This window comes from Streptomyces sp. NPDC050703, assembly GCF_040654435.1.
In the GTDB taxonomy this organism is placed as follows: domain Bacteria; phylum Actinomycetota; class Actinomycetes; order Streptomycetales; family Streptomycetaceae; genus Streptomyces.
Genome location: NZ_JBFAHX010000037.1, coordinates 61,110 through 76,423 on the forward strand (window position 1 = coordinate 61,110; position 15,314 = coordinate 76,423).

Here is a 15,314-nt window from a genome sequence, read left to right on the forward strand (position 1 = left end):
ACCAGCCATGGACCAGGCAAATCCCTTCGAGACACCGAAGACGTTCTCCCTGCACCGCGCCGAGTACCTGGTGGGCTTCGCGGTCACCACCGGGCTGCTCATCGCCCACATCGGCGAGATCCGCTGGCTCCCGGCGGTCGCGCTGTTCCTGTACATCGACCTGATCGGCTACATCCCCGGCGCCATCGCGTTCAAGCGCAGCGGCGGCCGGCCGATCTCCAAGGTGTACTACGTCCTCTACAACGTCATGCACAGCCTCATCACCCAGGCCGCGGTGGCCGCCGCCTGGTGCTGGCTGATCGGTCCCGAGTGGGCGCTGCTCGTGCTGCCCTTCCACCTCTTCGGCGACCGCGGTCTGTTCGGCAACTTCATGAAGTCCTTCGCGCTGCCCTTCGAGCCGGTCCGCCAGAGCGGCTACCTGCGCATCCTGGACGACCTCGGGCTCGAACACCCCAAGCCGGTGGGCCACGCCCAGGACCCGGAGCCGGTCGGCCACATCGTCGGGCGCCCCGCTCCGGTGGCGGTCCCCGCGCCCGCCCCCGCGGCTGCCGAGACGTCCGCTCCGGCCCGTGAGGAGGCCCTGCGATGAGCACGCTGACCCAGCTGCGCCGCCCGGTGCGGCAGGACCCCGCCGAGCGCCGCAGGGCGCTGTACCACCTGGCGTCGCCCGTGTCGGTCCTCACCGTCGGCCACGCCGGGGTGCTGCACGGCACCACGGCGAGCACGGTCACGCTGGTCTCCCGCGAGCCGCTGCTCGTGGGGGTCGCCATGCGGCCGGGGTCGTCGTTCGCGCGGCTCGCCGCGGCCGAGGGGCGGTTCGTCGTCAACGTCCTCGACGGCGGCCAGGGCGACCTGGCCCGCTGGTTCGCGGACAGCTCCCGCCCCGACGGCAGCGCCCAGTTCGACGGCCTGTCGTACACGGACGACTCCTACGCCCACGCGCCCCGGCTGGCCGGGGCCCTCGCCCACTACACCTGCCGGGTGCACTCCTCGCACCGCGCGGGCGACGGCGAGGTCCTGCTCGGCTACGTCGTGCGCGCCACCGCCCAGAGCGCCCCGCCCCTGTTCAGCTACGCGGGCGGCCTCGTCGCCGGCGCCCTGCACCCCGCCCGCACCACGAAGGAGACAACGGCATCATGACCGGTTCTGTGGCCCCCGAGGCCGACTGGGACAAGGCGCCGGGACTACTCGACGGCGCGAAGGAACTGACCCTCGGCCCTGACGACTGCGACCTCGCCTACTGGTTCACCTCGGTGGCCCAGGGCACCCTGCGCGACCGCGGCGCCACCGGGCACCACGCGGACGCGACGGTCCCCGACTTCCTGAAGGCGCCGGGACCGCTGCGGGACGCGCTGATCCTGGAGTTCGGCTTCCGCGGCCTGTCCGAGGAGATCGCCACGCGGCTGCTCGGCCACTACGTGTCGCTCGCGCCCGGCGTCCCCGAGATGGAGTTCTACGCGACCCAGCTCATCGACGAGGCCCGGCACGCCCGCGTCTTCCGCAACCACCTGGTGGAGCTGGGCGAGCCCGCGGGCACCCTGCTCAAGGACATCGACGAGATGGCCGCCGACTACCGCGAGCGGGTCCTGGACCCGGTGGTCGACTTCACCCTCGACATCGTCCGCGACCAGCAGGACTTCCCCGGCGGCGTCGCCGTGTTCGCCATCGTCATCGAGGGCGTGCTCGCACCGGCCGCCGAGCTGAGCGAGCGCAAGTGGACGCCGCTCTCCCCCGCCACGGGGGAGATCTCACGCGGCACCGCCATCGACGAGATCCGCCACCTCACCGTGGCGAGCACCATCCTGCGCGACCACGTGGCCGCCCACCCCGAGTACCGGCCGCGGCTCCTGGAGATCCTGCGCGCCGGGGTGAAGCTCTGGGACGAGGTGCCCGACCGGGAGTTCGTCATCCACCGCGAGGAGCTCTTCCAGAAGGGCATGGCCGACCACGCGGACAAGATCGGCGACTACGAGATCTGGCCGGGCGTCCGCATGCTCGACACCACCCCCGAGCAGCGGTACGACATGGCCGAGCAGTGGACCGACGAGATGGCCGAGTCCCGCATGGCCTACATGGGCCTGCCGGTCGAGGTCCTCAGCAGCCCGGAGCCGGGCGCATGAGCGGCGCGGCCCGCCCTCTCGGCCGGTCGGCGGTGATCTGCGGCATCGGCTCCTACGTGCCGCCGAACCTGGTGACCAACGACGAGCTCTCGCAGCACCTCGACACCTCCGACGCGTGGATACGCTCCCGCACCGGAATCGCCGAGCGCTACGTGGTCTCGCCGGGCACCGCCACCTCCGACCTGGCGGTGGAGGCCGGTCTGCGCGCGCTGAAGTCGGCGAGCACGGAGCAGGTGGACGCGGTCGTGCTCGCCACCACCACGCCCGACCAGCCGTGCCCCGCGACCGCGCCGCAGGTCGCGGCGCGGCTCGGGCTCGGCCAGGTCGCGGCGTTCGACGTCGCCGCCGTCTGCTCGGGCTTCCTGTACGGGCTCGCGTCCGCGTCGGGGCTGATCGCGGCGGGGCTCGCCGAGCGGGTGCTGCTCGTGGCCGCCGACGCGTTCACCACCATCATCAACCCCGAGGACCGCACCACCGCGGTGATCTTCGCGGACGGCGCGGGGGCGGTCGTCCTGCGGGCCGGCTCGCCCGACGAGCCGGGCGCGGTCGGCCCGCTGGTCCTCGGCAGCGACGGCGAGCTGAGCCACCTCATCGAGGTGCCGGCCGGCGGCTCCCGCCAGCGCTCGTCGGAGACGCCGCCCGAGCCGGGCGACGAGTACTTCCGGATGGTCGGCCGCGACACCTACCGGCACGCGGTGGAGCGGATGACCGCCACGTCGCGGGAGGCGGCCGAGCTCGCGGGCTGGCGCCTCGCGGACGTGGACCGGTTCGCGGCACACCAGGCCAACGCCCGCATCCTCGACTCGGTCGCCGAACGGCTCGGCGTCCCCGCGGAACGGCAGCTCAGCAACATCGAGCACGTCGGCAACACCGGAGCGGCGTCCCTGCCGCTGCTGCTGTCCCAGGCCGCGGCCGACGGCCGGCTCACGGCCGGGCACCGGGTACTGCTCACCGCGTTCGGCGGCGGGCTCTCCTGGGGGGCCGCGACGCTCGTCTGGCCCGAAGTGCAGTCCGTCTGACGCCTGCCGGCGCCGGGCGGTACCTCCTCAAGACCCGTACGCCGAACGGCGCGTACGCCTTCCGAAAGGGATCGTCATGCTGGAGCAGCTCAAGGAAATCCTGTCCAACAAGCTCAAGGTGTCCCCCGAGGCCATCACCCCGGAAGCCACCAAGGACGACATCGAGCTGGACTCGCTCGCCGTGGTGGAGCTGTCGCTGCTGCTCAAGTCCGAACTGGACATCGACGTCAGCGACGACGACCTCCTGGAGGCCGACACGGTGGCCGACATGGTGGAGCTCATGGAGACGAGGAGCGCGAAGGTCTGATGGCCGGCATCGACATCGCCGTCACCGGGCTCGGCCTCGTCACCCCGGGAGGCATCGGGGTCGGGCCGAGCTGGGCGGCGGTCTGCGAGGGCCGGTCGGGCGCGGCGTTCGACCCCGTACTGGCGGACAACCCGGTACGGATCTCCTGCCGTGTGCCCGGCTTCGACCCCGAAGCGCTCCTGTCGGCCCGCCGGGCCCTCCGTCTCGACCGGTTCGTCCAGTTCGCCCTCGTCGCGGCCAAGGAGGCCATCGCCGACGCCGGGCTCGACCCGCAGACCTGGGACGGCGCCCGGGTCGGCGTGGTGCTCGGCTGCGCCGACGGCGGTCCCGGCACCGTCGAGGAACAGCACCACGCCCTGCGGGAGAAGGGTGCCGCCCGGGTCTCGCCGCTGCTGCTCCCGATGCAGCTGCCGAACATGCTGGCCGGTCAGACGGCCATCGAGTTCGGGGCGACGGGTCCCAACCTGGTGGTGGCCACCGCCTGCGCGTCCGGGGCGACGGCCATCGGCACGGCCAGGGACCTGCTGGCACTCGGCCGCTGCGACGTCGTCCTCGCGGGCGGCAGCGAGGCCATGATCACGCCGCTGGTGATGGCCGGCTTCGCGCAGATGGGCGCCCTGTCCCGGCGCGAGGACGACCCGACCCACGCGTCCCGCCCCTTCGACGCCGACCGGGACGGCTTCGTCGCGGGTGAGGGCGCGGGCATCCTCGTCATGGAACGCGTCGAGGACGCACGGGCCCGCGGGGCGCACCAGCACGGCCGGATCATCGGCTACGGCGCCACCGCGGACGCCCACCACATGACGTCGCCGCACCCGGACGGCTCGGGCGTCGAGGCGGCCGTTCGCGCGGCCCTCGCCGACGCCGGGGCCGACCCGGACGACGTGCAGCACGTGAACGCCCACGGAACGTCGACACCGCTCAACGACATCGCCGAGGCGAGGATGGTGAAACGGACCCTCCAGGGGGACCCGCTCGTCACCTCGACCAAGGGCGTGACCGGCCACCTCCTCGGGGCGGCCGGGGCGGTGGAGGCGGCGTTCACGCTGCTGAGCATCGAACACGAACTGGTGCCGCCCATCGCCAACCTGGTGATGCCCGACCCGGAGGTCGACATCAAGCTCGCCTACACGGCGACCTCCATGCCCATCGACCTGGCGCTCAGCAATTCCTGCGGGTTCGGCGGCCAGAACACCGTCCTGGCCCTCGCCCCCGCGTGAGCGCCGGAGCCACCCCGCTCCCACCCTGGCCTCCCCCGCCCCCTACCCCCACCCCCCGACCCCTGCCACGGCAGGAGCCGCAGCCGCCCCTCGCCCAGGGGGGCGGCTCGGCGCATTACGGCCCCTCTTCTCCTCTCCCGAGCCCCGAACCCAGGAGCAGCCATGCACGATCCACGTGAACTCATCGCCGCCGGACCCGACGCCGTCCGCCGGCTCGCCCGCCGCCGCCACCACCTCGACGTGACCGCGCTCGAAGAGGCCCACCGCGGCCGGGCCGAGGCGCAGGCCGAGGTGGAGCGGCTGCGCGCCGAGATGAACAGGGCGACGAAGCGGCGCCGTTCCGGGCCGCCCTCCGAGCAGGACAAGGAGGCGGCCCGCGCGCTGCGCGCCGACGTCCAGCGGGCCGAGGCCGCCGCCAAGGAGGCGGGCCGCCGGCTCGCCGACCTCGTCCTCGCCATCCCCAACGTCCCGCTGGACACCGTGCCCGACGGCGACTCGGAGAAGGAGGCGGTGGAGGTGCGCCGGGGCGGGCCGCCGCCCTGCGAGGCCGCCGACGACCGCCACCACGCCGACATCGGCGAACGGCTCGGCATCCTCGACGGCAGGTCGGCGGCCCGCCTCTCCGGCGCCCGCTTCACGGTGAGCCGCGGCCCCGGCGCCCGCCTGGAGCGCGCACTCGCCGACTTCTTCCTCGACCTGCACACCGCCGAGCACGGCTACACCGAGCAGTCCGTGCCGTTCCTCGTCAACCGCGACACGATGACGGGCACGGGCCAGCTCCCCAAGTTCGAGGAGGACCTGTTCGCCACCCGGGTCGGCGACCGTGAGCTGTTCCTGATCCCGACCGCCGAGGTCCCGCTGACCAACCTGCTCGCCCAGCAGACGCTTGAGGCCCGCGACCTGCCGTACGCGTTCACGTCCCGCACCCCCTGCTTCCGCGCGGAGGCCGGTGCGTACGGCAGGGACACCCGCGGCATCCTGCGGCTGCACCAGTTCGAGAAGGTGGAGCTGGTCCGCGTCTGCGCCCCCGACGACGCGCCGGCACAGCTCGAACTGATGGTGGGCCACGCGGAGGAGTGCCTGCGCCGCCTCGAACTCTCCTACCGGGTGGTGCTCCTGCCCGCGGGCGACCTCGGGTTCTCGGCCCGCACGACGTACGACATCGAGGTGTGGCTGCCGGGCAGCGGCTCCTACCGGGAGATCTCCTCCGTCTCCGACTGCGGCACCTTCCAGGCCCGCCGCGCCGGCATCCGCGTCCGCACCGCCGAGGGCCGCAAGGAGCACGCGGCGACCCTCAACGGCTCGGCGCTGCCCATCGGCCGCACGGTGGCCGCGCTCCTGGAGCAGGGCGCCCGTGCGGACGGCTCGGTGGAGCTGCCGGAGGCACTCATCTCGTACACCGGGTTCCGCCGCATCCTGCCGGACGGCACCACCGAGTGACCGAGGCGCACCGTCCGTGGAACGACGAGTGGGGGAGTTCAGGTGACCTGAACTCCCCCACCGCCGTACGGGCCGCGCCGGGTCAGGCGCCCATCATGTGGGCCCCGCCGTCGACGTGCACGATCTCCCCCGTGGTGCGGGGGAAGAAGTCCGAGAGCAGCGCGACGATGCCGCGGGCCGCCGGCTCCGGGTCGTTCAGGTCCCAGCCGGCCGGCGCCCTGGTGTGCCAGTCGTCGGCCAGCTCGGAGAAGCCGGGGATGGACTTGGCCGCCATGGACCGCAGGGGCCCGGCCGCCACGAGGTTGCAGCGGACGCCGCGGGCGCCCAGGTCACGGGCGAGGTAGCGGCTGGTGGACTCCAGGGCCGCCTTGGCGACCCCCATCCAGTCGTACTTGGGCCAGGCCACCGTGGCGTCGAAGGTGACACCCACCACGGAGCCGCCGCGCGGCCCCATGAGCGGCAGACAGGCGGTGGTCAGGGACTTCAGGGAGTACGCGGAGACGTGCACGGCGGTCGACACGTCCTCCCAGCCGCCGTCGAGGAAGTGGAAGGCGCCCGGCGGCCCGTACGCGATGGAGTGCACGACGCCGTCGAGCCCGGCCCCGCCCCCGCCGTCGTCCCCGAAGGCCGCGCGCACCCGCTCCGCGAGCCCGTCCAGGTGCTCCTGGTCGGTGACGTCCAGCTCGACGACCGGGGCCGGCTTCGGCAGCAGGCCCGCGGTGCGTTCGATCAGGGAGAGCCGCCCGAAGCCGGTCAGCACCACCTCGGCGCCTTCGAGCTGGGCGATCCTCGCCGCGTGGAAGGCGATGGAGCCCTCGGTGAGGACGCCCGTCACGAGAATCCGCTTGCCGGCAAGCAGCCCGCTCATGACGCCACCGCCAGCGGCAGGGACGCCACGAGGGCGGAGTCGTGCGGCAGCGGACCGAGCGCGGACGCGCCGCCCGGGGAGCCGATCTCCGCGAAGAAGTCGGCGTTGGAGCCGCGGTGGTCACCGAGGGACGCGGGCACGTCGTCCTCGAAGTAGATGGCCTCCACGGGACACACGGGTTCGCAGGCCCCGCAGTCCACGCACTCCTCGGGGTGGATGTAGAGGGCGCGACCGCCCTCGTAGATGCAGTCCACGGGGCATTCGTCGATGCAGGACTTGTCCTTCACATCGGCGCAGGGCTGAGCGATGACGTAGGCCATGCCATGTTCCTCATCAGTCCGTCGTGGGGAAGGGGTTCAGGGCGGGGAGAAGCGGAGGGGGAGGGCGGTCAGCCGGTGGGCACCCGGTCGACCGAGACGCCGGTGGTGCGGTCGCCCAGGGTCAGGACGGTCACGGCGAGCGCGGTCATCACGGCGGCGATGACACCGAACAGCGCGCCGGGCCCGTACGACGTCAGGACCGGGAGCAGGACGAACGGCAGCGCGGCGGCGCTGAGCTTGGACAGCGAGTACGCGGCGCCGGACGCGGCGGCCCGGATGGCGGTCGGGTACTGCTCGGCGAGGTACACGTGCGAGACGCTGGAGAAGACGTTGCTGAACACGGTGTAGACGAAGCCGAACACCATGATCCAGGCCGCCGAGCCCGCGAAGGAGAAGCCGAGCCCGGCCACGACCATCGCCGCGGCGGACAGCGCCACCAGCCTCTTGCGCTCCATGCGGTCGATGATCGGCAGCGAGAGCGCGGAGCCCACGGGGTAGCCGAGGAAGCAGACCGCGGTGAAGCCGAGGCCCGCGACGATCCCGTACCCCTTGGCCGCGAGGATCTGCGGCGCGAGGGTGCCGAAGCCGTAGTAGCCGACCACCGAGAGCGAGCAGAAGATCCAGAGCATGATGGTGCGGCGGCGCAGCCGCGGCTGGAAGATGTCGCGCAGCCGGATGGCCGGGGCGTCGGCGGCGGCCTTCTCGACGGCCGCCACCTCGGCCTCCACCTCCGCGCGGTAGCCGGCCGCGGCGCCGTCGGGCACCTCGGCCTCCATCCGCGACACGAGCGCGTCCGCCTCGTCCTCGCGCCCGGCGGTCGCGAGCCAGCGCGGTGACTCGATGAGCTTCCTGCGCAGCACCCACACCACGGCCGAGCCGAGCGCCCCGATCACGAACAGCCAGCGCCAGCCGTCGATGCCGAGCGGCGACAGCGGGACGAGCCACAGGGCGGCGAAGCCCACGGCGGGCACCCCGCAGAAGGCCAGGGTGTAGGCCCAGGCGATGAATCGCCCGCGCTTCTTCGCGGGCAGCACGTCGGACAGGTAGCAGTCGCTGAGACTCTGCTCGGCGCCGATGCCGACCCCGGCGAAGAAGCGGGTCACGATCAGCCAGGCGGCGTTCGGCGAGAAGGCGCCGAGCAGCGAGAACCCCGAGTAGATCGCGAGGTTGATCAGGAACGCCCGGCGCCGCCCGTACCGGTCGGCGATCTTGCCGAGCAGCAGCGAGCCGATGAACTGGCCGATGAAGGCCGAGGCGAGCACGAGCTTCAGCTCGGTGGCCCCGAACGCGAAGTCGTCCTGGAGCACCTTGGCGATGGTGCCCGACAGGTTGTTCTCGAAGGTGTCGAAGAGCAGGCCGACGCCGATCACCGCGGTGATGCTGCGGTGCGTCGGCGTGATCGGCATCCGGTCGAGCCGGACCCCGATCGAGGTCTGCGTCGCGCGGCCGGTGCGGGCGCCGGTGCCGGCCCCCGCCCCCGGTCTGGTGACCGTGTCGACCATCAGGCGGCCCGTCCCAGGTGCGCGTCGACCTCACCGCGGCGCACGGGCGCGCTGACCTCGTGCAGGTAGCCGGCGACCTCGCGGTACGAGGCGAAGAAGCCGACCTCGTGGTAGGGCACTCCGCGCTCGGCGCAGTACTCGCGGGTGAGTTCGCGGGCGCGCCCCAGGTTCTTCTGCGGCATGGCCGGGAACAGGTGGTGCTCGACCTGGTAGTTGAGCCCCCCGTACAGGAAGTCGATGAACCAGGAGGGGCGGATGTTGCGCGAGGTGAGGACCTGGCGCTCCAGCCAGTCCAGGGTCTCCTCGTCGCCGTCGCGGACGTCCATGCCCTTGTGGTTCGGCGCGAAGATCATGCCGAAGTAGACGCCGAGGGTGGCCTGCTGGACGAGGATGAAGGCGACCGCCTGGAGCGGCGTGAGGACCGTGAAGACGCAGGTCAGATAGATCGCCGCACGGGCGAGGAGCAGCGCGGACTCCAGCACGGGGCGCTTGGTCAGACCCTGCCGGATCGACCGGACGGCCGTCTTGTGCATCTTGAACGACTCAAGGACGAGCAGCACGAAGAACAGCACGCTCTGGTAGCGCACGATGAAGCGCTGCACACCGGTCCTCGACGCGTACTGCTTCAGATCGAAGATCGCGGTACGCCGGCCGATGTCCGGGTCCATGTCGAGGTGGTTGGGGTTGCTGTGGTGGCGGTTGTGGTGGTTGACCCACCAGCCGAAGCTGACGCCGTTGACGAAGTTGGCGTGGAAGTAGCCGACGGCGGAGGCGGCCTTCTTGTTCCGGAACATCGCCTTGTGGCCCGCGTCGTGCCACATGAACGACGACTGGCCCCCGCAGAGGCCCATCCACACCGCCACGGCGAGCGTCCACCACGAGTCGCCCACCAGGAAGAACGCGGTGAGCCCGGCCACCAGCAGCGTGGTGTTCCGGACCAGCCGCCCTATGTAGTACTTCGGGTCGAGATCGAGCAGCCCCTCGGCCTTGACCCGTTTCAGCAGCTCGGAGAACGTGGCGGATGCCCCGGTGCGCTGCGGGACCTGGGTGTGCGGCGGGGCGACGGCGACACCGGTCTCTTGGACGTGCGGACGCTGCATACGAAGCTCTCCTCGGAAGAAGTGCCCGAACCGGGCGGCGGCGCCCGCCCGGCGCACCGGATGCGCTGGGGCACAGTGCGGTACCCCACCGGCCGGACGCCGGGCGAACGTCTCTGCAGCGTTCCGTGCGGCGCTGATGTGGCGCTGATGCGAACCTGGCCGGGACTCTTCCCCGCGGCCCTCCCGCGACGGCGCCGCGCCGCGTCGCGCCGGTCAGGCCACCGGCTCCGGCTCGGACCGCAGCAGGGCGTCGAGCTCTTCGACCACGGCGTCCGCGGCACGGGCCACGTCCTCGTCGTCCGGGGCCGCGATGATGCCCATGAGCTGCTCGATCATGGCGTGCTTGAGGGCGTCGGCGGGCGTGGTCCCCGTGGTTTCGGCGCTGTCACTCATGGCGATCGTCTCCTGTCGGGTCTTCGGATCTTCGGGTTTTCGGGTCTTCGGGCCATTCAGGTCATCGGGTCACCGAGGTGGCGCTGGTGGGTCCCGCCGCGTGCTCAGAACGCGTTGCAGGCACGGAAGATGTGCGCGAACGAGGCGAGCGACGCGGCGCCGTCGAAGGCGACGTACTCCGGAATGAGCGCGTCCGGCGCCCACTTCTGCTTGTACGAGAGCTGCGTCTGCGCCGGGTAGAGCGCGGCGCCCTCCGCCCACAGGGCGTGCATCATCCACTGGAACGCCGGGCTGTGGCCCTCCAGTTCGTGCGCGGCGTCGAGCCCGGTGAAGGGCGTGAAGCCGAAGTGCAGCCACTGGACGCCCTCGCCCCGGAACACCTCGATGGCGTGCGCGTTGATGGCCTCCATCAGCCCCGGCGACCCGTCGGGCACGCGCCGGCTGAGGTCGTGCATCCAGCCGGCCCTGCTGCCGTAGACGGGCGAGTACGAGATGTACGCGACCGGCGCCCCGGCGATCGTCCCGACGAAGAGCCGCCGCTGCTCCTGCACCTCGCCGCCGATCTCGCCGACGAGGAACTCCAGGGGCCTGGCGGCGCCCTTGCTGGAGAGCCAGGCGCCGTCGATGGTCTCCAGCGCCTCCTGGAAGGCGTGGGCGGGGACCTCCTGGATCTGCAGGCCGTTGCGGTGGGCCCGGGAGATCTTGTTGCGCAACTGCATGAAGCGGGTGCCGCGCAGGGTGAACTCCGGGAGGCTCACCGCCCAGGAGGCGCCGATCTGGTTGACGGTGAAGCCCAGTCCGGCGTACCGCTCGGCGTCGGCGCGCTGGAGCTGGACGCCGACGTGGGTGAGCCCCTCCTCCTTCACATGGCGCCGGAACCCGTCGAGGAGGGTGTCGTACTCCTCGGGGGCGGCGAAGGGCCCGCCGAACTGGACGGCGAACCGGCCGGTCCTGCGGTAGACGACGACGCCGTCCTTCCCCGGCAGCGAGAACGAACTGTTCCCGCTGTTGAGCGCGAGGAACGCGCTGGGATTCTCCGTGTGCGTATGCGTGCGGACAGCCTGGAGAATCGGGTTTTCCACGGTGGTGACGGTCATGATCCGAATTCCTTTCGGAGGCCGTTGCGGTCGATGAGAGTAGAGCACCGCGGGCCCTTTGATGGGAAGGGCGGAAATGCTGATGGGCTGGTGAAATCAGGGGCGGCGGGCCGTGCTCACGACCCGCGTCAGAGACGCGTCAGCGTCCTGTCAGAACCACCTGCCAATGTTGTTCTCGTGAACGGCACGGGGAACCGGGCCGGGAACGAGGAGAGGTGCCCGGAGCGGCTTATCGGGGACTTCGAGCTTCGGCTCACGGTCGGGTCCACAGGGCCCACGCAGGTTCGAATCCTGCCCTCTCCGCAAGGCGCACCAGCGCCGGCACCACTGCACCACCGCACGACCGCACGACTGAACTGGGAGAGGTGCCCGGAGCGGCTTATCGGGGACTTCGAGCTTCGGCTCACGGTCGGGTCCACAGGGCCCACGCAGGTTCGAATCCTGCCCTCTCCGCAAGGCGCACCAGCGCTGGCACAACAGCACCACTGCACCACCGCACGACCGCACAACTGAACTGGGAGAGGTGCCCGGAGCGGCTTATCGGGGACTTCGAGCTACGGCTCACGGTCGGGTCCACAGGGCCCACGCAGGTTCGAATCCTGCCCTCTCCGCCAGCGGAACTTCAGCTTCCATATTCACTTCGTCGGGCCTCCCCCGCCTCGACGAAGCGGCCGCCCCGGCGCCCCCGCGAGAGCGGATCGGCCGACCGGGGCGGTCCCACGTCCAGGGCGTGTCGTCAATCTCCCTGACGAACCAGCAGGTCAAGGCCCCTCTGGCCCGCCTTGCCCGACTGGTTCAAAAAAATACCTTCCCAAAGGAATGATACTGTGGGAGGGTTCCCCTCGGAAGGGAGTCGACGGGGCCCGCCCCGCGCCTCCCCCGGTCGGGGACGCCCAGAGATCGCCACGCCGACCTCCACACGCGGTCCCCCACACCGCAGCACCGATGGCCCTGGCGACCCGGCAGGTGAACAGCCCCGACGTTGCAGCAACGAAAGCCAAGGGGGAAACGGCATGCTGAGCTTTTCGATTCTCGGAGCGCTGCAGATCCGCACCGCATTAGGCGCCGCGGAGATCTCGGGAGATCTCCAGAGAAACCTGATCCAGACGCTGCTGGTCAGCGAGGGCCGCCCGGTCCCGGGTGAAATCCTCGTCGAGGAGATGTGGGGCGACGACCTGCCCGACAAGCAGGTCAACGCATTGCAGGCACATATCAGCAGGCTCCGCCGCAAATTGAAGAGCCTGGAGCCGGACCTCGCGGTCCCGAGGGTGACGATGCACCCCTCCGGCTACCGTCTCACGATTCACGAGGGCGAATTCGACGCCGCGGAATTCACCAAGGCTGTCCGGCAGGCGGAGGCGGCGGGCGACACGGACGACATCGCCACGGCGCAATTGCTGGGCCAGGCGCTCGCCATGTGGCGCGGCCCGGTGTTCGGTGATTTCCCGGGCGGCACGATCTGCCAGCTGGCCTGCGCGCGTTACGAGGAATACCGGATGCGGGCCATGGAACTGCGCTTCGAGGCGGAGCTGCGGCTGTGCCGGCACGCGGCGATGCTCGCGGAGCTGCACGAGGCGCACAGCAACCATCCTCTGCGGGAACGCTTCTGCGAGCAATTGATGGTGGCCCTGTACCGCTCGGGCCGCCAGGCGGACGCGCTGAACGTCTACCGCGCCATGCGGCGACACCTCTCCGACGAACTCGGCATTGACCCGTCCCCTTCCCTGCGCCAGGTGGAACACGCGATCCTCGCCCATGATCCCTCCCTGTCGCAGGCGGCCGCGGTGCTGTTGCAGCCGGCGTGAGCGGTTCGCCTCTCGGCGCCGAGCGGGTCGTGTGCGCCCCCGTCAACACGGGTCGCGGGCCTCCGCTGGGCGCGAGTACCACTGGGCGCGGAGGGGCACGCTGCACGGAGGCGCCCGCTGGGCACGGAAGTCACGGCCGGGCGGACGTGCCCGCCTTGCGAAAGCGTTGTCCGGCCGAGATCCGCACCGTGCGGGCGCCCCGGCGAGCGCGGAAGCACCGCCGGACGCCGAGGTGCGCGCTGGCGGCCGTCCCCGCCGGACAAGGAAGCGCCCGCCACGCGGGGACACCCTCCCCAGCGCCCCTTGACGCCCCCTTCCCCCACGCCTCCCCCTCCCTGGCCCACTGTCCTCCCCCGTCGGCCCATGCCCCGTCCGCCTACGGCACAAGGCGACACCCCCCTCCCCCACGCGCCAGCCGCCACCCACCGCACCGGCGTCAGCCCCCCATCAGCGCCAGTTGCCACCATCGGAACGGAGAGCGGGTGGCTCCGCCCCGCGTGGGCCGTGTCCCCACACGTCCCGTGCGGCGGCGGAGACCCTCGCCCCCGCCCTTCGACCACACCCAACCAGCCGAACACCAGCCGTATAGACCAGGAGTTTTCATGACCACGAGCCAGACAACCGCTCGCCTCGGCACCGCGGCCACGAACTCGTCCGCCGCGCGTCCGCTGCGTCTCTTCCTCGGCCTCGACGCCCTCGTCACCGGCGGCAACGGCCTGATCTACCTGGCCGCCGCGGGCCCCGTCGGCGACCTCCTCGACATGGACGCCGGGCTCCTGCGCGGCATCGGCGCGTTCCTCACCGTGTACGGCCTGCTCGTCGGCCTCCTGGCCCGCCAGGCCGTGCCGTCCGCCGCGGCCACCAAGGTCGTCATCGAGGCCAACCTCCTCTGGGCCGTGGCGAGCATCGCCACCGCGGTCTTCGGCTGGTTCGACCCGAACACGATCGGCACGGTGTGGATTCCCATGCAGGCACTGGTGGTCGGCGCGTTCGCCGTGCTGCAGATCAGCGCCCTGCGCAAGCTGGACAACTGACCGAACACACGCCGCGTCCCCGGCGACGGCAAGGACAGCCGGGGACGGCCACCGGACCGGTGACCGGAGTCGGCTACCGGACCGGTGACCGGGAACGGCTTCGAGACCGGTAAGGGGAGAGATGAGACTCCACGTCGCGGAGCTGGCGGACATACGGGAGCGGGTCCTCGCGGGACCCGGCGAACCGGCCACCGCCGCTCAGAAGGCCAAGGGCAAGCTCACCGTCCGCGAGCGCATCGACCTGCTCCTGGACGAGGGCTCGTTCCGCGAGGTCGAACCCCTGCGCCGGCACCGGGCGACCGGTTTCGGCCTGGAGGCGAAGAAGCCGTACACCGACGGCGTCGTCACCGGCTGGGGCACGGTCGAGGGCCGTACGGTCTTCGTCTACGCGCACGACTTCCGGATCTTCGGCGGAGCCCTCGGCGAGGCCCACGCCACGAAGATCCACAAGATCATGGACATGGCCATCGCCGCGGGCGCCCCGCTGGTCTCGCTGAACGACGGCGCGGGCGCGCGCATCCAGGAGGGCGTCACGGCCCTGGCGGGCTACGGCGGCATCTTCCAGCGCAACACCAAGGCATCGGGTGTGATCCCGCAGATCAGCGTGATGCTGGGCCCGTGCGCGGGCGGCGCGGCGTACAGCCCGGCGCTGACGGACTTCGTGTTCATGGTCCGCGACACCTCGCAGATGTTCATCACGGGCCCGGACGTGGTCCGCGCGGTGACGGGCGAGGAGATCACGCAGAACGGACTGGGCGGCGCCGACGTCCACGCGGAGACGTCGGGCGTCGCCCACTTCGCGTACGACGACGAGGAGACCTGCCTCGAAGAAGTCCGCTACCTCCTCTCGATGCTGCCGTCCAACAACCGCGAGAACCCCCCGGCCCACGACTGCGACGACCCGGCGGACCGCTCGGGCGAGGCGCTGCTCGACCTGGTCCCGGTGGACGGCAACCGCCCGTACGACATGCATCAGGTCATCGAAGAGCTGGTGGACGACGGTGACTACCTGGAGGTCCACGAGCGCTGGGCGCGCAACATCATCTGCGCCCTGGCCCGCCTGGACGGCAAGGTCGTCGGCATCGTCGC

At 71.5% G+C, this 15,314-nt stretch carries 16 protein-coding genes and 3 tRNA genes; 13 read left to right on the top strand and 6 right to left on the bottom strand.

All coding sequences use genetic code 11. The annotated features are described in order from the left end of the window. Nucleotides 1-7 precede the first annotated feature (7 nt). The 7 genes from AB0I16_RS27885 (at nucleotide 8) to serS (ending at nucleotide 6,106) form a co-directional block, all read left to right on the top strand. Nucleotides 8-589: a hypothetical protein gene (locus AB0I16_RS27885; protein WP_363252360.1), complete on the top strand. Its 582-nt coding sequence runs from the start codon at nucleotides 8-10 to the stop codon at nucleotides 587-589. After that, entirely contained in the window at nucleotides 586-1,140 is a 555-nt protein-coding gene (locus AB0I16_RS27890; RefSeq protein ID WP_363252361.1) for a flavin reductase family protein, read from the top strand. The genes AB0I16_RS27885 and AB0I16_RS27890 overlap by 4 nt, the downstream gene beginning before the upstream one ends. After that, on the top strand, nucleotides 1,137-2,120 hold the full coding sequence (locus AB0I16_RS27895; RefSeq protein WP_062780865.1) for a hypothetical protein: 984 nt from the start codon (nucleotides 1,137-1,139) through the stop codon (nucleotides 2,118-2,120). The genes AB0I16_RS27890 and AB0I16_RS27895 overlap by 4 nt, the downstream gene beginning before the upstream one ends. Then, nucleotides 2,117-3,139, top strand: a complete 1,023-nt coding sequence (locus AB0I16_RS27900; protein ID WP_363252362.1) for a beta-ketoacyl-ACP synthase III — start codon at nucleotides 2,117-2,119, stop codon at nucleotides 3,137-3,139. Before AB0I16_RS27895 ends, AB0I16_RS27900 begins: the two co-directional genes overlap by 4 nt. 76 nt (nucleotides 3,140-3,215) lie before the next feature. Then, a complete protein-coding gene (locus AB0I16_RS27905; protein ID WP_062780863.1) occupies nucleotides 3,216-3,446 on the top strand; it encodes a phosphopantetheine-binding protein in 231 nt (76 codons plus the stop codon). After that, nucleotides 3,446-4,666, top strand: a complete 1,221-nt coding sequence (locus tag AB0I16_RS27910; RefSeq protein ID WP_062780861.1) for a beta-ketoacyl-[acyl-carrier-protein] synthase family protein — start codon at nucleotides 3,446-3,448, stop codon at nucleotides 4,664-4,666. The genes AB0I16_RS27905 and AB0I16_RS27910 overlap by 1 nt, the downstream gene beginning before the upstream one ends. Nucleotides 4,667-4,828: 162 nt before the next feature. Then, complete coding sequence (serS, locus tag AB0I16_RS27915; protein ID WP_363252363.1) at nucleotides 4,829-6,106, top strand: serine--tRNA ligase; 1,278 nt, start codon at nucleotides 4,829-4,831, stop codon at nucleotides 6,104-6,106. A gap of 82 nt (nucleotides 6,107-6,188) precedes the next feature. Here the strand turns inward: serS and fabI are convergent, their stop codons facing one another. From fabI to AB0I16_RS27945, 6 genes are all read right to left on the bottom strand, one after another. Continuing rightward, nucleotides 6,189-6,974, bottom strand: coding sequence for an enoyl-ACP reductase FabI (fabI, locus tag AB0I16_RS27920; protein WP_363252365.1), 786 nt, complete (start codon nucleotides 6,972-6,974; stop codon nucleotides 6,189-6,191). Continuing rightward, nucleotides 6,971-7,294, bottom strand: a complete 324-nt coding sequence (fdxA, locus tag AB0I16_RS27925; RefSeq protein ID WP_363252366.1) for a ferredoxin — start codon at nucleotides 7,292-7,294, stop codon at nucleotides 6,971-6,973. The genes fabI and fdxA overlap by 4 nt, the downstream gene beginning before the upstream one ends. 68 nt (nucleotides 7,295-7,362) lie before the next feature. Next, nucleotides 7,363-8,700, bottom strand: a complete 1,338-nt coding sequence (locus AB0I16_RS27930; RefSeq protein ID WP_363252374.1) for an MFS transporter — start codon at nucleotides 8,698-8,700, stop codon at nucleotides 7,363-7,365. Nucleotides 8,701-8,795: 95 nt separating this feature from the next. Further along, nucleotides 8,796-9,896: an acyl-CoA desaturase gene (locus AB0I16_RS27935; RefSeq protein WP_363252367.1), complete on the bottom strand. Its 1,101-nt coding sequence runs from the start codon at nucleotides 9,894-9,896 to the stop codon at nucleotides 8,796-8,798. A 213-nt stretch (nucleotides 9,897-10,109) separates the two neighbouring features. Next, entirely contained in the window at nucleotides 10,110-10,289 is a 180-nt protein-coding gene (locus AB0I16_RS27940; protein WP_363252368.1) for a hypothetical protein, read from the bottom strand. 104 nt (nucleotides 10,290-10,393) lie between these two features. Continuing rightward, nucleotides 10,394-11,386 carry a DUF2156 domain-containing protein gene (locus tag AB0I16_RS27945; RefSeq protein WP_363252369.1) on the bottom strand — a complete coding sequence of 331 codons (993 nt, stop codon included), beginning with the start codon at nucleotides 11,384-11,386 and terminating at the stop codon, nucleotides 10,394-10,396. Nucleotides 11,387-11,595: 209 nt separating this feature from the next. Between AB0I16_RS27945 and AB0I16_RS27950 the strand changes: the two genes are divergently transcribed. The 6 genes from AB0I16_RS27950 to AB0I16_RS27975 all read left to right on the top strand — a co-directional run. Next, nucleotides 11,596-11,689, top strand: a tRNA-OTHER gene (locus tag AB0I16_RS27950). A gap of 56 nt (nucleotides 11,690-11,745) precedes the next feature. After that, nucleotides 11,746-11,839 (top strand) — tRNA-OTHER (locus AB0I16_RS27955). A gap of 64 nt (nucleotides 11,840-11,903) precedes the next feature. Further along, a tRNA-OTHER gene (locus AB0I16_RS27960) sits at nucleotides 11,904-12,000 on the top strand. Between the two features lie 399 nt (nucleotides 12,001-12,399). Next, entirely contained in the window at nucleotides 12,400-13,191 is a 792-nt protein-coding gene (locus AB0I16_RS27965; protein ID WP_363252370.1) for an AfsR/SARP family transcriptional regulator, read from the top strand. A gap of 602 nt (nucleotides 13,192-13,793) precedes the next feature. Then, nucleotides 13,794-14,225, top strand: coding sequence for a hypothetical protein (locus AB0I16_RS27970; RefSeq protein ID WP_363252371.1), 432 nt, complete (start codon nucleotides 13,794-13,796; stop codon nucleotides 14,223-14,225). 121 nt (nucleotides 14,226-14,346) lie between these two features. Next, on the top strand, nucleotides 14,347-15,314 hold a 968-nt coding region (locus AB0I16_RS27975), incomplete at its 3' end, for a carboxyl transferase domain-containing protein (RefSeq protein ID WP_363252372.1).

Excerpts from the sequence above, each read along its gene's own strand:
- AB0I16_RS27890 (WP_363252361.1), top strand. The coding sequence starts at position 586 with ATGAGCACGCTGACCCAGCTGCGCCGCCCGGTGCGGCAGGACCCCGCC.
- AB0I16_RS27895 (WP_062780865.1), top strand. The coding sequence starts at position 1,137 with ATGACCGGTTCTGTGGCCCCCGAGGCCGACTGGGACAAGGCGCCGGGA.
- AB0I16_RS27930 (WP_363252374.1), bottom strand. The coding sequence starts at position 8,700 with ATGCCGATCACGCCGACGCACCGCAGCATCACCGCGGTGATCGGCGTC.
- AB0I16_RS27910 (WP_062780861.1), top strand. The coding sequence starts at position 3,446 with ATGGCCGGCATCGACATCGCCGTCACCGGGCTCGGCCTCGTCACCCCG.
- fabI (WP_363252365.1), bottom strand. The coding sequence starts at position 6,974 with ATGAGCGGGCTGCTTGCCGGCAAGCGGATTCTCGTGACGGGCGTCCTC.
- AB0I16_RS27940 (WP_363252368.1), bottom strand. The coding sequence starts at position 10,289 with ATGAGTGACAGCGCCGAAACCACGGGGACCACGCCCGCCGACGCCCTC.
- fdxA (WP_363252366.1), bottom strand. The coding sequence starts at position 7,294 with ATGGCCTACGTCATCGCTCAGCCCTGCGCCGATGTGAAGGACAAGTCC.
- AB0I16_RS27965 (WP_363252370.1), top strand. The coding sequence starts at position 12,400 with ATGCTGAGCTTTTCGATTCTCGGAGCGCTGCAGATCCGCACCGCATTA.
- serS (WP_363252363.1), top strand. The coding sequence starts at position 4,829 with ATGCACGATCCACGTGAACTCATCGCCGCCGGACCCGACGCCGTCCGC.
- AB0I16_RS27905 (WP_062780863.1), top strand. The coding sequence starts at position 3,216 with ATGCTGGAGCAGCTCAAGGAAATCCTGTCCAACAAGCTCAAGGTGTCC.
- AB0I16_RS27970 (WP_363252371.1), top strand. The coding sequence starts at position 13,794 with ATGACCACGAGCCAGACAACCGCTCGCCTCGGCACCGCGGCCACGAAC.
- AB0I16_RS27885 (WP_363252360.1), top strand. The coding sequence starts at position 8 with ATGGACCAGGCAAATCCCTTCGAGACACCGAAGACGTTCTCCCTGCAC.
- AB0I16_RS27935 (WP_363252367.1), bottom strand. The coding sequence starts at position 9,896 with ATGCAGCGTCCGCACGTCCAAGAGACCGGTGTCGCCGTCGCCCCGCCG.
- AB0I16_RS27900 (WP_363252362.1), top strand. The coding sequence starts at position 2,117 with ATGAGCGGCGCGGCCCGCCCTCTCGGCCGGTCGGCGGTGATCTGCGGC.
- AB0I16_RS27945 (WP_363252369.1), bottom strand. The coding sequence starts at position 11,386 with ATGACCGTCACCACCGTGGAAAACCCGATTCTCCAGGCTGTCCGCACG.